10 protein-coding genes and 1 tRNA gene are annotated in these 14909 nt (G+C 57.2%); 6 read left to right on the top strand and 5 right to left on the bottom strand.

All coding sequences use genetic code 11. The features are described from left to right. Positions 1–43 precede the first annotated feature (43 nt). Positions 44–1294, bottom strand: coding sequence for an MFS transporter (locus GXX82_06785; GenBank protein ID NLT22735.1), 1251 nt, complete (start codon positions 1292–1294; stop codon positions 44–46). A 110-nt stretch (positions 1295–1404) separates the two neighbouring features. Here GXX82_06785 and GXX82_06780 point away from each other — a divergent pair, with 110 nt between their 5' ends. Further along, positions 1405–3153, top strand: coding sequence for an adenine deaminase (locus tag GXX82_06780; protein ID NLT22734.1), 1749 nt, complete (start codon positions 1405–1407; stop codon positions 3151–3153). Positions 3154–3512: 359 nt separating this feature from the next. Here GXX82_06780 and plsY read toward each other — a convergent pair whose 3' ends face one another. Then, positions 3513–4163 carry a glycerol-3-phosphate 1-O-acyltransferase PlsY gene (gene plsY, locus GXX82_06775; GenBank protein NLT22733.1) on the bottom strand — a complete coding sequence of 217 codons (651 nt, stop codon included), beginning with the start codon at positions 4161–4163 and terminating at the stop codon, positions 3513–3515. 339 nt (positions 4164–4502) lie between these two features. Between plsY and GXX82_06770 the strand changes: the two genes are divergently transcribed. The 5 genes from GXX82_06770 (at position 4503) to GXX82_06750 (ending at position 12223) form a co-directional block, all read left to right on the top strand. After that, positions 4503–4587 (top strand) — tRNA-Leu (locus GXX82_06770). A gap of 555 nt (positions 4588–5142) precedes the next feature. Further along, positions 5143–6714, top strand: coding sequence for a cell filamentation protein Fic (locus GXX82_06765; GenBank protein NLT22732.1), 1572 nt, complete (start codon positions 5143–5145; stop codon positions 6712–6714). A 312-nt stretch (positions 6715–7026) separates the two neighbouring features. Further along, positions 7027–8649: an FAD-dependent oxidoreductase gene (locus tag GXX82_06760; GenBank protein ID NLT22731.1), complete on the top strand. Its 1623-nt coding sequence runs from the start codon at positions 7027–7029 to the stop codon at positions 8647–8649. An 81-nt stretch (positions 8650–8730) separates the two neighbouring features. Further along, positions 8731–9558, top strand: a complete 828-nt coding sequence (locus GXX82_06755; GenBank protein NLT22730.1) for a hypothetical protein — start codon at positions 8731–8733, stop codon at positions 9556–9558. A 316-nt stretch (positions 9559–9874) separates the two neighbouring features. Further along, on the top strand, positions 9875–12223 hold the full coding sequence (locus GXX82_06750; protein ID NLT22729.1) for a CHAT domain-containing protein: 2349 nt from the start codon (positions 9875–9877) through the stop codon (positions 12221–12223). A 20-nt stretch (positions 12224–12243) separates the two neighbouring features. On the opposite strand, the gene tsaA is transcribed toward GXX82_06750, so the two are convergent. The 3 genes from tsaA to GXX82_06735 form a co-directional block, all read right to left on the bottom strand. Beyond that, positions 12244–12660, bottom strand: a complete 417-nt coding sequence (tsaA, locus tag GXX82_06745; GenBank protein ID NLT22728.1) for a tRNA (N6-threonylcarbamoyladenosine(37)-N6)-methyltransferase TrmO — start codon at positions 12658–12660, stop codon at positions 12244–12246. A gap of 30 nt (positions 12661–12690) precedes the next feature. Further along, positions 12691–14157: a hypothetical protein gene (locus GXX82_06740; protein NLT22727.1), complete on the bottom strand. Its 1467-nt coding sequence runs from the start codon at positions 14155–14157 to the stop codon at positions 12691–12693. 245 nt (positions 14158–14402) lie between these two features. Then, a complete protein-coding gene (locus tag GXX82_06735) occupies positions 14403–14615 on the bottom strand; it encodes a hypothetical protein (protein ID NLT22726.1) in 213 nt (70 codons plus the stop codon). Positions 14616–14909 lie beyond the last annotated feature (294 nt).

Raw genomic sequence — 14909 nt, 5'->3', positions numbered from 1 at the left:
AAACCCCCTTCGATGGCAAGAGATTCAAAGAAGGTTCAAGGGTTCAGCCTCTGAAGGTCTCTTTGCATTTCATGATGCTTATGAGGGCGAGGATGCTGGTGATGAAGTAGATCCACAGCATCTGTTTGTACGCGAACGGCGGATAGGATCCGCCCGTCATGCCCGCCCTGTCGAGGACGTAGCCCATCAGCGGCTGAAAGATAATGGCTCCGATGAAGGGGAAAATGTTGACCATCCCCATGGACGTGCCCGCTATCTCGTCGGGGAAGAGCTCCTTCGTGGTGACTATGGCAACGGTCCCGACGGAGCTGATCGTGATACCCATGAAGAAGAAAAGCACGTAGAGCGCGACGAGCCCGAGGCTGTCGAAGAAGAGAACGGCGCAGGCGAAGCACAGGACGTTGAGTGCCGACGACCACACGAGGATCTTTTTCCTGCTCTTCAACGTCTTGTCCGAAAGGTGGCCGATGACAGGGCTCACGAATATCATCGCGAAGGCTATCATGGAGAGGATGTTGCCGGCGGTACCCTTGCTGAACCCGTATACATCCGTGAGATATGGCCCTGCCCAGAGACCGAAGAAACCGAAAAGGGCCCCTCCCCTCATGATGAACCAGATGGCTATGGTCCAGAAATACCTGTTCCTGAGGATGACCTTGAGGTCCGTAAGCACGTTGCGCCTGCCCGTCACGACACCCTCGCCCGCTCCCACCACGGGAGGGAGGCCCTTCTTCTCCGGAGAGTCCTCGACAAATCTCCAGATGAGGAAAATGACCCCGAGAGAAAGGATACCCACGGTGACAACAGCTGATCTCCATCCCAGCACCTCCGACAGGAGGGCAAGGGGTGTTGTCGCCGAGAACCAACCGATGCCCCCCACGGCCATGAGGGCACCGGCGACCCTCGCCAGCTCAGCCCCCCTGAACCAGAGCCCGAAGATCTTCAGGGACGATACGAAAACGGCGGCAAGCCCCAGTCCCACAAGGGAGCGGGCCGCGACGGCGATACCGAAACAGGGGGCAAGGCCGAAGCCGATCGCACCCAGCGCGGCTATCAGGCTGCAAAGCAGAATGGTCTTCTTCGGTCCCCAGGAGTCCGAAAGAATACCGACGGGGACCTGCATTGCCCCGTAGGAGTAGAAATACGCTGACGCGACGACACCGAGCGCCGTTGCCGATATCCCGAAGCTGGCGGCAAGGTCCTGGGCCATCACGGCGGGCGACACGCGGTGGAAATAGACGATGAGGTACTGCGCGGCAAGGATCAGAAACAGGTATCGCCTGTGACGCTCCAAGATGGACTCTCCCAAGGGATCAGAGACGCTGGAATACTTACAACAATACTTTGCAGGACGGGCCTTTTTCAAGTAAAATAGAGAAATTCCGCATCAAAAAGGGTGAACTAATGAGACCAGGCACTCTGAAGAAACTTCTCGATGTCGTCAAGGGCAGGACAAGGCCCGACACGGTCATCGTCAACGGGAAGATCGTCAACGTCTTCACCAACAGCATCGATGAAGGCTCATCCGTCATCATCAAGGACGGGTTCATCGCCTCCGTCGAGGAGGATGGAAAGGCCGCCTCGTACCGTGCCAAGAGGGTCATAGACGCGGGAGGAAGCTACCTGTGCCCCGGGTTCATCGATTCACACACCCACATCGACAGTCTCTATCCCTTCTATGCTCTCGTCCCCTACGCCATCCGGGGCGGCACGACCACGGTCGTCACCGAGACGAGCGCCGTCGCCTGCGCCTGCGGCATGGAAGGGGTCACCGCCTTCACGAAAAGCACGCGGGGATACCCCCTGCGCTGCTACTTCCTGGCCCCACCGCTGACGCCCCCCTTTCCGGAGATGGAAAGCTCCAGGGGGCTCACCCTCGAGGAGTTTAACCTCTTCCTCAAACGGCAGGACGTGCCGGCGATAGGTGAAGCCTACTGGACACGCATCGTCGAAGGAGACCCCCGGATCCTCAAGCAGGCGGTGAGCGCCATAAATGCCAACAAGAAACTCGACGGACACGCCGCCGGGGCCCACGCGAAAAGGCTCGTTCAGTACGTTCTCACGGGCATCACATCCTGCCACGAGTCGGTAACGGTCGACGAGGTCATCGAGAAGCTCCGCCTCGGGCTCACCATCATGATACGCCAGGGCTTCGTCAGGAAGGAACTCCCCGAGCTCCATCGACTGAAGGACATGGATATCGATACGAGAAGGCTCATCCTCACCTCCGACGTCTTCGACGCCGTCATGTTGAGAGAGGAAGGCTATCTCGATGCCATTGTCCGCACCGCCATATCCTACGGATTCAAGCCCATGGACGCGATCAAGATGGCCACCATCAACCCCGCCGACTATTACGGCTTCAGGCACCTCGGTGCCATAGCGCCCCTGCGGCACGCCGACATCATTTTCCTCGCGGACCTGGAAGGCGTGACGGTGGAGCAGGTGATGACGAACGGGGAAATGGTCTTCGAGAAAGGATGTTTCATCAAGGACATCCCTCCCCATGTCTACCCCGAGGCCGTACGCCACAGCGTGAAGGCGGCGAAGTGCACCCCCGACGACCTCAGGATCGAAACCGATGGGAAATCGAGGACCGTGCGTGTCATCAGGGTCGTCAACCAGACCATCACCGAAGAGGTCCTGTGGACACCCTCTGTCCGGAACGGCTGCCTCGAGCCCGACCCGTCCGCCGACATCATCCGCGTCTCCGTCATCAACCGCTATGACGGCACCCAACACGGCCACGGGTTCATCAACGGCATCGGTATCAAGAACGGCGCCATAGCGACGACGCTCATCTGGGACACCGGCAACATCCTCACCATCGGAAGCTCGGAAAAGGACATGGCAACGGCCGTCAACAGGCTCATAGACATCGCGGGCGGCACGGTCATAGTCAAAAACGGCAAGGTGATATTCGAATTCCCCATGCCCGTCTTCGGCACCATGCCCATCGGCACCATAGACGAAATAGCGAACACCACAAAGGAAATGGAGAAAAAGGTCCGCGAGATAGGCATCACCCTCGAACGCCCCTTCCTCACCATCCAGACCATCCCCTTCTCAGGCCTCCCTTTCCTTCGCATCACCGACAGGGGCCTCGCTGACATCAAGAACCGGCGGCTTGTCCCGTTGTTTGTCGATCGGTAAGCCTTCAAACGGCAATCTCACGCCCGTTCGGACCTTCGGCCCTCACTCGAGGTCACGGAGGATGAGGAGAGATCGCGGAGAAGGACATTTCCGGGAATTTGAGAAATTCCCGGAAATCTTCGATCCCGCTCTGCCGAGCGGGAAGAAAAACCAACCTCGATAGCAGCGATGTCTGCTGATGGGTCCCATTAATGTGACAACTCTTTTCCTCCCGCCGCAGGCGGGACGCAAGTGCGGCCTGATCCCGGGAGCCTCCCGGGATCAGGCCGCGTCTTCTTTCTGTGCTCTCTCTTCCCTTCCTCCGTGTGCTCGAGTGAGGAACGCAAGCGACGAACAGGCGTGACACAGTCTCTTGGCTTCTAGTTCTTCGACCCACCCGAGAAAGATAACTTGCTTTCCGTGCCCTTGACGAGGCGGGCGATGTTGTCCTTGTGGCGGACAATGACGACGAGGGTGATAAGGACTGCCATCACGACGAAGCTCCAGGGGGCCCCGATGAGGTACAGGCCGATGGGGACCGCCATGGCTCCTATCATGGAGGCAAGCGATACGTAGCGCCATATGGCGGCAACGATGACGAAAACGACAAAGGCCCCCAGGATGGTCACGGGACTGACGGCAAGATAGACCCCAAGGGCCGTGGCAACGCCCTTCCCTCCCTTAAACCTCAGGAAAACGGGGAACACGTGGCCCAGAAAGGCCGCGAGCCCCACGAGGGCGATGACGTACACATGCACGCCGAGGACCGTCGCCAGGACAACCGGCAGAAACCCCTTCGCCGCATCGAGGATAAGCGTGACAACCCCCAGCTTCTTGCCGGCGGCGCGCATGACATTCGTGGCCCCGATGTTCCCACTACCCATCTTCCTGGGATCGACCCCTTTTAGCCTCCCCAGAATGACCCCCACGGGAATGGACCCCAAAAGGTAAGCAAAGACCACCAGGAACGGGTTTAGAACGAAGCCTGTCAACTGATCAGGGAGCACGAAAAAAGAATAAGCGAAAAACATTGATTCTGTCAAACGGCAAGGAAGGCTTTAAGTGTTAAGTGTTAGGTTTTAAGTAAAGGAGGGGACTCCGGTCCACAGGCCACTGAAAGAGTCGCTTCCAAGTCCCGTTTCTGTTCTGTCATTCCGGCGAAGACCGGAATCCAGCAAAGATATGGGGCCGAGGAACACAGCCGCATGACGTTTGCGCGAGTGAGGCTACCAACAAGTCCGCGAATGACGGGAAAGAAGCTCTTTGTTTGACGTTCAAACGGCTTAAGCGGTTCAAGCCGCCTCTGTGGTCCGTGCCTTGTTCCTGTTGACAATCCCGACTGTTTACTATTATAAAAGGACTTACTTAGTGCCTGGGTGGCGGAACAGGCAGACGCAAGGGACTTAAAATCCCTCGCTCCTCGCGAGTGTACGGGTTCGACCCCCGTCCCAGGCATTGATAATAAAGGGTTTACAAGGACATATGGGTAATCAACCGGGTAAGCAGGAAAGCTGAGTAAGCACCGGGTAAGCAGGAAGTAAATGAAAGCCCCCCGGTTTCCCAGGGGGCCCGATGTAAAGAGGGGGTGAAGGATTTGACACCCCCAGCCCCTTGAGGTCGTTTCCGGTTGATCGCCGTACCACTTTGATACGGTTCCGTTTCTTCTTCGGTCGCTGCGGCGATGCGCTCCACAGAACACTTATGGGAGATAAGCGGTATTACAGATAACGCACCCCTACCGGAGTTGTCGCTTTCGAAGGAACCTCCAATCCGCTTACCGCGGCCAGGGGTTCGTTCATAATTCTGTAAGTCTTCACATAACGAATAGAATAGCGGCGGCAGACGTGGACGGGAACGACCTTCGGATTTTCATATTCTCTTTCCTGCCAGGCCTGACCGAGCGATGATGACCGTGTTCCTCATATAAGCTCTCTTTCTTTTCTTGACAGCGTCCGTCTAGCCTATTATGCTAAGTAATGAAAGCGAAGGTTCCTATCTCCGGAGGGACAAATGCGAACAAAGAGTGACATTCTCGGCGAAAATGACAGAGATAACGCCGTGGGACTACACGCTCTCATTAGGGACTTTCATCTCAAGGTTCCTTTGCCTCGGGTTAGATCTGAGATCGTCCGCGGAACAAGAAAAACCATTACTACAGCGAACCGCGTCCTCGAGCAGTACCCTGCGGCCAAAGGCTATCAAGCGGCAGGGTTAGAGGGCAATCTCCGCTTCGCTCTTAGGTACGAACCGGTGGACGTCGGCGTTTATAAGACCCTCTTCCTTACCGTTCCCAAGCAGGATGTAGAGCGATGGGTAAATAGGGAGCCCCTCGGTATCTTCGCACGGAGGGCATGGTATCTGTATGAGTTGTTAACCGGTGATACTCTCGACGTCAAGAACGTCGGGTCGGGCAGATATATTGACCTCCTCAACGAAAAAATCCATATCGTGGGTCCAAAACGCCGCGTTCAAAGACAGCGTGTGAACGACAACATGCTTGGCACCAGGGAGTTTTGCCCCTTCATACGAAGAACACCCGTACTCGAACACTACTTTCAGAAACACCTGCGGGTTCGAGCCAGGAAAATTGTTGAAGGCATCGACCCATCCATCCTTCATCGTGCGGCTGCCTACCTCTATACGAAAGAAACGAAATCGTCCTTTGCAATCGAAGGTGAAAAACCCACCAGGGGCCGCACGGAGCGTTTTATAGCCGTGCTTTCCCAGGCAGGAACGTTTAATGTGGCGTCCAAGAGAGCCCTCGTTGAGCTCCAGAACGCAATTGTCGATCCACGATATGCACAGAAGGGATGGAGAGACGGACAGAACTACATAGGAGAGACGCTTCACGACTACTCACAACACGTCCACTTTGCCTGTCCGAGACCACAAGACGTTGACTCTCTCATGCGAGGTTGGATGCAGATGCTGGAAAAGCTCGTGGAGCCTGGCGTTAACGGAATGGACGAGATATCCCTGGCGGCAGCCTCGGCGTTCGGGTTTGTCTTCGTTCATCCCTTCGAGGACGGCAATGGCCGTATTCACCGGTTTATTGTGCATCATGTCCTGGCAAGATCGGGATTCACGCCGACTGGTATCATTTTTCCGATCTCGGCAATGATGCTAAATGACAGGGTCCATTACGATGAGGCCTTGGAGGCATTTTCAAAAACGATAATACCATTTGTCGAATTCACGATGGACACAGACTCCCGCATGACGGTTCATAACGATACCGCAGACCTCTACCGGTATTTCGACGCAACACCTCAGACGGAGTACCTTTATTCCTGCATCGAGGAAACCCTCGACAAGGACTTCGGGGCCGAGTTGAGATTCGTCCAATTTTTCGACAGGGCGATGGAGAGGATCGGGGAGATAGTCGACATGCCGACAAATAGAGCGAGCCTTCTCGTCCGGTTGATACGACAGAACAACGGGACCCTCTCAAAGTCGAAGCGGGGTCAATTCCCGGAGCTTGCCGATGATGAAATAGAACGGATAGAAGACGCGGTGAATGAGGCGTGGAACGAGTTTGGCGGGAATGGCGAAGCCGGAGGGTCGGCCAAGCCTACCCCCTAATGATGATCGGCACAGTGATGATTACGCAGTCTCTTCAACGATTAGTGTTGTTTTCGCACCTTTGGTGTTATTTTCGAATGTGGGGATGGCCTCAAGGTTCAAAACGACGGGACATCCTTTCGATTTTCACATTCTCCTTCCTGCCAGGCTTAACCGAGTAATGATGGCCGCTGGATGGTGTTGGCCAGATGCTATCCGCTTCATCCCCAAATGATACACAATGATACTGACGGCGGTCTGCCCGTTTGACGGGCGATTTCGGAAGGAGTAGAATTACCGTAGCGATATCATACAACTTATGAGGAGGTTTACATGGACACAGATGATCGCTCAAAACCCTCGGGTAAGGTTTCAAGAAGGCAGTTTGTTGCTGGCATAGGGCTCGCGGGGGCCGCGCTGCTTGCCGGCGGGACCCGTTCCGGCTCCGAAGCCGCTCCGTTGCCAAAGAAATGGGACATGGAGACCGATGTCGTGGTGGTCGGTTTTGGTGGTGCGGGCGCCTGTGCCGCCATCGAAGCGGCCAAGGCAGGCTCTTCCGTCGTTATACTCGAAAAAACTCCTGTTCCCGGTGGCTCAACAGCCATCTCCGGCGGCATCGTGCTGGCTGCCGGTACCCCGCTGCAGAAGAGCGCGGGCATAAACGACACGGCACAGGAAATGTTCAAATACATCAAGGCTTGCGGACAGGGAAGAGCAGACGACGCACTGGTCAAGGTTGTCTGCGACATGTCAGCTGAGAACATCGCCTGGCTTGAGGGTCTCGGAGCTGAATTTCCGAAAGATCTCCTTGCCATGAGCGGTATGGAAGATGAACCCGAATACACCAGGATCACTCCCGCCGTGAAAAGGGGCCACAGGGTCAAGGGAACGGGAGGAGCGCTTTTCAGGGCACTTCATAACGCGGTAAGAGCACACAAGAACGTCAGGATCATGACGAACACGGAAGGGTTGAAACTGATCACGCGTCCCGCCACCACGGATACCAACAACGAAGTGATCGGGATCATGGCAAAAAGGTCCGGGAAGGTTACCAGCATACGAGCGAAAAAGGCGGTGGTTCTTGCAACGGGTGGTGTGATGTCGGGAGATGCCACGAAGAGGTGGCTGCAGGACTACTCACCCGACGTTGCGCTCACCGTGCCTGCCGGAAGCCTCACCGCGACAGGCGATGGTTACCGTATGGGTATGTTGTCCGGCGCGGCAATGGCATGCCTCAACACCGGTGGATTTTTGCCGTCCGTGATGTTCCCCGGCCACAAGATGGGTGGGATCGTGTACATCAACATCTGGGGTCTGCCGAACATCTATGTCAGAGAGGATGGCACACGGTTCTGCAACGAGGGCGCTTATTACGTGCTGGTAAGCGAGGAAATGTTCAAGAAGAAGGCAACGACGGCCTATTGCGTTTTTGATTCAGAGGCGGTCAAGAAGGCCCTCGATATGGTACCCAAGGGCATAGAGCCGACAAGGACCCTCGCCCTTGGCGTTGATCCGAGGGATATGGAAAAGGGTGTCACCGGAAAGTACGTCTGGAAAGGGGAAACCATCGGTGAACTCGCCAGGAGTATCGGCATCGATGCGGCATCCCTCGAAAAGACCCTTTCCACTTACAATACAAACGCCGAAAAGGGCAAGGATGCGGAATTCGGCAGAAAGAAAGGGCTTGCCCCCCTCAAGAAACCGCCATTCTACGCCTTCAAGATACACGTCGGGATGGTATGCCATGACGGTGGGCTGAAGATCAATACCAGGGCCCAGGTGATCGACACCTTTGGCACGGTCATTCCAAGGCTCTATGCCGCGGGACGCGATTCGGTGGGATTCTTCGGCGCCCGGTACCCCGGCAGCGGAGGAGCGATTGCCGATCTTCTGGCGTTCGGCCGCATCGCCGGGAAGAACGCAGCCGCGGAGCCGCCGCAGACTCCGGCCAGGTAGATCAACGTGAGGAAGCGGGGAAAACCCCGCTTCCTCCCTTACTCAAAAAAAGTCACGCTTGACAGGCAGGAGAGGGACCCAATGAGTTTGAAAGATGAATTCAAGAAGATGGTCGGCCAGCTGGAAAACAGTTTTTCGATTCCCCCCGTAGAGGCCGTTTTCCTTCCTCCTTTTTATAGAGGCGGACAACCGAAGGATTCGCAGTTCATGGCGCTCGTCCTGAGAGGAGGGGCCACCGGCATCAGCTACATTCTTCTTCCCGACAGTGAGGAAGGAGCGTACAATGCCCTGCAGCCGGGTGAGCTGACAGGGAGATATCCGCAGGAATTCGCCTTTGAATTCGGCGGTGACGATCCTGTGAGAGAAATGATCGGCATGGCCTCGATCAACGCCATCTGTCAGTATGTTATGAAAGAGACCAATTTCCCGCTCGATCATACCACCAATCCTTTGGGACTGATCTCGGTCAACAAAGAGGACAGGATCGGCATGGTCGGCCTTTTTTCCGGGCTCGTCAACACTATCAGAAAGGCTGGCGCCGAACTGGTCATCATCGAGAAACGGGAACACCTGGCAGAAAAATACCACGACATCCCGATCACGACGGACATAACGCGCCTCGCCGGGTGCAACAAGATACTGTGCACCGGCACCACAGTGCTGAACAATTCGCTGGATGACATTCTCCAGCACTGCTCGCCGGATACCTTCATATCCGTCGTCGGCCCTACCGCCGGATACTTCCCCGACCCGCTTTTTGCGTGCGGCGTTGACGTGGTGGGCGGCAGGGTGGTAAAGGACAGCACGGATTTCCTGCGGCGGCTCTCAGAGAGAGAACGCTGGGAGGACAGCACTCTGAAAACCTGCTTCCAGAAGAACACCTACAGAACCATTCTCAATAACAGGTAAGCACCAGGCGCCTGCAGCGTTGCTCTTCGGACCTTCACACTCTCTTCTGTGACCTCCGCTCCTTTACCCCATGACGTGCCATCTCGACCATATTTGCTGCATAACAGAACATTCCGGAGGACGCTCCATGTGCTGTGTCTGAGTCATGGTGCTTCCCCGGCCCTCCAACTTTCACGCCTTGACTGGAACCATCTCCGCCCCGAACCAAGGGTACGTCACAATGATTGACACGTCTGGAGGAAGGGGATACTATTCACCTAGCAGGGATCACTGTCACCATTGCCCGGTCTGGCCTGGCGGAAGGGGGTAGATGAGAATGCGCAGGGTACCTTCACAGTATTATCCCGTCATCATCGTGGCGGTCGTGTGCACGCTCTTCTGGTGCGTCTTCGCTGACGCGGCGACGCTGACGGACCTTCAGATGCTGGGGCGTTACAGGGACCTGGAGAAAGCGGCGGAACAGAGGCTTGCGGCCTCGCAGAAGGAACCCGACGCGTCGCTGCTGGGTTATCTGTGCGTTGCGTACTCAAGGCTGAAAAGATACAACAAGCTCTTTGACTGCCTCGACAAGCTGGAAAAACGCGTCCAGTCGGGTGACTACGTCCTGGAAACGGACAAACTCTTCGTGGCGAACTCTGACGGGACACCCCTGCCCAACATGCTTCGGGCCGAGGCGCTCATCGAACTCGGCCAGTACAATGAGGCCGTCAGGGAGGCAAAGACGGCCCTCGGCAAGGTGCGCGACCACATGACGACGGGGATATGGTCCCCCAAGATCTATCGCCTGTCGCTCATGGGCACCCTGGGATTGGCACACGCCCTGGGTGGAGACACGAAAAGCGCCAGGACACAGGCCGAAGAACTGGAGAATTTCTCGCTGGGCTTTATGGGCATCGCCTTCACAACCACGTTTCGCGCCAACGCGCTGGCAAGGGTCAACATGGCGCTCGGCCAGTACAATAAGGCCTTCGAATACGTCAAGGACGAGGACAGCATCCTCGCGCGGTCGGTATGGTTCATCAACAACGTAGCCTGGGGATACTCGGGAGACGATGCCGTGGAGACAGTCTATCTCACGCTGCCGAAATTGATGATCCGGGGCAAATGCCTCTCGGAACTCGGCAATCTCGAGGAGGCAGGGAAGACCCTTGACGTCATGCTGCGGAACGCCCGGATCGCCGATAACGGCGAGATCTACTGGCTCACCCTCTTTGAGAGGGGCCGGGTCGCCGAGAAGCAGGGCAGGCTCCCCGAGGCCATTGATCTCTACCGCCGGGCGATCGAGGTGATCGAGTCCCAGCGTTCCACCATCAACACGGAAACGAACAAGATCGGGTTCGTCGGGGACAAGCAGGAAGCGTACAGGCGGTTGATAGCCTCATTCCACGCGAGCGGGCAGTACGAGGCCGCCTTCGACTACGTTGAACGCTCGAAGTCAAGGACCCTCGTCGATCTCCTGGCGGAGAAACAGGACTTCTCCGTCGCGGGCGCGGACAGGGAAAAGGTGCTTCACCTGCTGGGCATCATCAAGAGGGAAGAACAGGAGGCAGTGATCCAGGACCTTTCTCCCTCGAGCTCACAGAACCGCACGCGCAGTGTTGAGACGAGAGAACAGATACGGGGGCAGTCTCCCGAACTGGCTTCTCTTGTCAGCGTCACATCCCTTCCCCTCGCCGAGCTTCAGCGTCTCATCGGTGCCGATGAAGCGCTTGTCGAGTACTACTACGACGACAACGACATCTACATCTTTCTCCTGTCCGACGGCACGTTGAGATCGACCAGGGTGAAGAAGGGGCCTCTTGTCGATGACATCCGCCTTCTTCGAAGCCTTATCGCTGACCCCCGCTCCGGCGATCCCCTGCCTCTGTGCCGGCGTCTCTACAAACAGATCCTGGGTTCCGTCGAAGGCAGCCTCGCCAAGCCGAACCTGGTGATCGTTCCCCACGGCGTGCTCCACTATCTTCCCTTTAGCGCGCTCCACGACGGCCAGCGCTACCTCATCGAACGCTGCGGCATCCGCATGCTGCCGAGCGCGAGCGTGAGCAAGTACCTGAGGACCAGGAGATCGTCCGACCGCCCCGGCATTTTTGCCTTCGGCAACCCCGACCTCGGCGATCCGAAGTACGATCTCAAGTACGCCCAGAATGAAGCTGTGGCCGTGGCCGCGTCCCGTGCCGGATCGATGGTCCTCGTGCGTGAAAAAGCGACGGAGACTGCCCTGAGGAAGTTCGGCACCGGCTTCAACTACATACATCTCGCCACTCATGGCCAGTTCGATCCCGACGCGCCCCTCAAGTCGGCCCTGCTCCTTGCCCGCGACGGGCAGAGCGACGGGAGGCTCACCGTCGACAACCTCTACTCGATGCGGTTCGAGGCGGACCTTGTCACCTTGAGCGCGTGCGAAACGGGGCTCGGCAAGGTGGCAAACGGCGATGACGTGGTGGGTCTGACGCGCGGCTTCCTGTACGCGGGAAGCAGCACCGTCGTGTCGAGCCTCTGGAAGGTCGACGACATGGCAACGTCACACCTTATGACGGAGTTCTACAGCGCCCTGAAGGCAACGAACAAGCAGGAGGCCTTGAGGCGCGCGCAGCTGAAGACAAAAGAGAAATACGGCCACCCCTTCTTCTGGGCCGCCTTCGAACTGACCGGCTCCGCCAGATAACGGCATCCCTGGTCGAATTGTTATGAGTCCGCCGATTGCGGCAGCACGGGCTTGATGTCCACGACCGGTGTTCCGTCGATGGCTTCCAGGGGTGCCACCCTTACCCTGTTCCCGGTGATCTCCATGACTGTGACGCGATGAAGGCCAAGAGGGTTTGGCCTGTCGGGAGAGCGCGTGGAGAAGACCCCGGTCACGGGCCTGGTGCGGTCCCCTCGGGGATGCACCTTCAACAGATCACGGCGGGACAGGTGAAACCATGTGACCACGATAACGTCGCTGCCCGCCGCGATACCCTGAAGGCCCTCCGTAAAGGCGGGGTCCACGTCGATCCACGCGTCAGGCGCGCCTTCGCTTCCCTGATTGGGGGCCTCCTCCCGGCTTGACAGCCTCGAACGTATCACCCCTATCCGTCTGATCTCAAAAATGGTCTCGTTCATTCTTTCGGAATCCCTCTGCCCTTGTTCCTTTTACGTGGAACACCCGGTGCAATTCCCCAGGGTCCATGACATTTCACCCGGCGCCCGCCCCCCACCGGGATCGATGCCGAGATCGCGGGTCAGTTCGGACAGTACCTGAGGTTCATTGTAATATCCCGCTTCCTGCAGTTCCTCCAAGGCATCTTCCCGGGAAAGAAGTCCGAAATAGACGCCCGCGCCGAGTTCGACGATGGCCTGGGGCAGGAATGTGCTCCTCGCGCTCTGGAAGCGCTTGAACTGGCAATGGTCTTTGACCTTTTCAAGGCGGCAACTGGTGTGCAGCAACCCTTTCTGTCCCGGCGGCATGCGCCAGTCCATTTGCTGCTTGATAAGCTCGACGGCCTTTGCCCACGAGCCATAGGCGGTGTTGGACTTCAGGCGGTGGAGAATGGGGATCGGCATGCCCGGATCGCCCTCCGCCATGGTCAGAATGTCGTTGAGGGGTTTGTAAACAGGGGCCAGAAGTTCGCTGACGGAAGACATGTGCCGCGTGAGGTCGGCGGTCAAGGAATAAGGCTGCGGGGGTTCAGAGACCCTCGCGACCATCCGCAGGAAGTTCAATGTGTCGGCCCGATGGTCTAAGACCCGTTCCGTGCGGGCCTGTCCCGTCCTGATCTCGGTCATCACGTAGTTCATGACCGCCATCTGCACCTCTTCGACCCCGTGCATGATCAATGGAATGTTCTCCTGCACCGCAAGGGGGTAGAAAAGCGCATGGGCCACCGTCGGGCAAAGGCAGGGCCAGCCGACACGCTCGAACTGGTCACGCATGGCCTGCCGGACCATGCGTGAGGGCAAGGTGCGGTCGACGAATTCCACATCGGGAAGCAACCGCATGGCCCGGACCATATTCTCCCTGCATGTGTCGTTTGTGTAGGGCATGTTCCAGGAGGCGACGAGGACACGAAGCTTGAGTCTCTTGGCCAGGTACCAGAGCAGGTACGTGGAGTCCTTGCCGCCGGTGTACAGGACCATGGCGTCGAAGCGTGAACCGGTGTTCTCCGAGGATATCCGGATGAGGTCCTCGTCCGTGATGCCCTCCTGCAGTGCCACGCCCTGTCCCGACCTTTCTGCCAGTTCGTAACACTGGCACAATGCGCACAACCCCTTTTCGTCGAATTCCAGGCCGGGCAGAACGTAGTCGTTGGTGACGCAGCGGACGCACTGCCGGAAGTTGTCCCTGGTGGACGGTTGACGGACCTCGCGCGCATCCACTATAATGCCTTCCGCGACCAACCGGGTGTACATTTCATGATCCGTAAGATCTGACGGCAGGTCCTTCGCGGCAGTCCGGCCGTCGAGGGATCGCAGGCGATCCGCCAGTTGAGGGGGTAAGGGGATGATAGCCTGCGTGTGATGCGGCGGATTGCGCAACCCGAAATAGACAAGCTGCGGCCCCGTCTTCGTTTCTTTGACCTGCCATCGGTACTGCAGAACCGGACGCTCAAGTGTCCTCATAGCTCGCTCCCTGTCTCGTTGCTTTTTTGAACCGAGTTTACCGTTTCCGTGAACCAGGGTCAAATACTACTGGATAGTACAGACAGATATGTTCACCAGTCAGTCTGGTCTGTATACCGCTTGAGGGACAAGGATACGGCGCCCGCGAACCCTGGTAGAAGATGATGCTCTTCCAGGAACAACAAGGCTCCGGCTATCATCCGAGGCCGGTCACTCTCTATTCATCGTACCGTGGATCGACCTTATCAGCCTCTTTGTCCACCTGTGTGCTTCGGTGTCGCCTTCGGAGGCCGCAAGCCGCTCCTGGCCACACCCTGCCATGATCTTAACGAACGTTTGATGACAGACGGCTGCAGGTACTCTGTCGTATTGTGCGTCCAGTGCTCCATCCAGTCCTTCCTTGCCTTGATACCCCGCACGTCCAGTTTTGTCGTCGGTGACGTTTTCGTTTCTTTCATGATCACCTCCCACAAAGAAAGTATACACCACAATCCCCCCAATGTTCCCGCCCTCTTTCGGTCCTCGTACCGCCTCCCGGAAAACTGCCCAGGAGAACCTCGAATCAGTGTCTAAGTATCCGTATCTGAAGGAGAATATCGGGGACCCATCCTTTGGTCAAGCCTTGGTCTCTCGTCGTTGACTTTTCCTTGCGACGATGCTCCTCCTAGATTCCGGCCTTCGCCGGAATGACGGGGGAAGAGGGGTGCCGGAATGACGGGGGAAGAGGGGTGCCGGAATGACGGGGGAAGAGG

The sequence above is a fragment of the Syntrophorhabdus sp. genome (genome assembly GCA_012719415.1).
GTDB lineage: Bacteria > Desulfobacterota > Syntrophorhabdia > Syntrophorhabdales > Syntrophorhabdaceae > Delta-02.
This window is presented reverse-complemented; position numbering and strand designations above follow the sequence as displayed.

Coding starts and splice junctions, on each gene's coding strand:
- GXX82_06755 (NLT22730.1), top strand. CDS start 8,731: ATGAGTTTGAAAGATGAATTCAAGAAGATGGTCGGCCAGCTGGAAAAC.
- GXX82_06740 (NLT22727.1), bottom strand. CDS start 14,157: ATGAGGACACTTGAGCGTCCGGTTCTGCAGTACCGATGGCAGGTCAAA.
- GXX82_06735 (NLT22726.1), bottom strand. CDS start 14,615: ATGAAAGAAACGAAAACGTCACCGACGACAAAACTGGACGTGCGGGGT.
- plsY (NLT22733.1), bottom strand. CDS start 4,163: ATGTTTTTCGCTTATTCTTTTTTCGTGCTCCCTGATCAGTTGACAGGC.
- tsaA (NLT22728.1), bottom strand. CDS start 12,660: ATGAACGAGACCATTTTTGAGATCAGACGGATAGGGGTGATACGTTCG.
- GXX82_06765 (NLT22732.1), top strand. CDS start 5,143: ATGCGAACAAAGAGTGACATTCTCGGCGAAAATGACAGAGATAACGCC.
- GXX82_06780 (NLT22734.1), top strand. CDS start 1,405: ATGAGACCAGGCACTCTGAAGAAACTTCTCGATGTCGTCAAGGGCAGG.
- GXX82_06760 (NLT22731.1), top strand. CDS start 7,027: ATGGACACAGATGATCGCTCAAAACCCTCGGGTAAGGTTTCAAGAAGG.
- GXX82_06750 (NLT22729.1), top strand. CDS start 9,875: ATGCGCAGGGTACCTTCACAGTATTATCCCGTCATCATCGTGGCGGTC.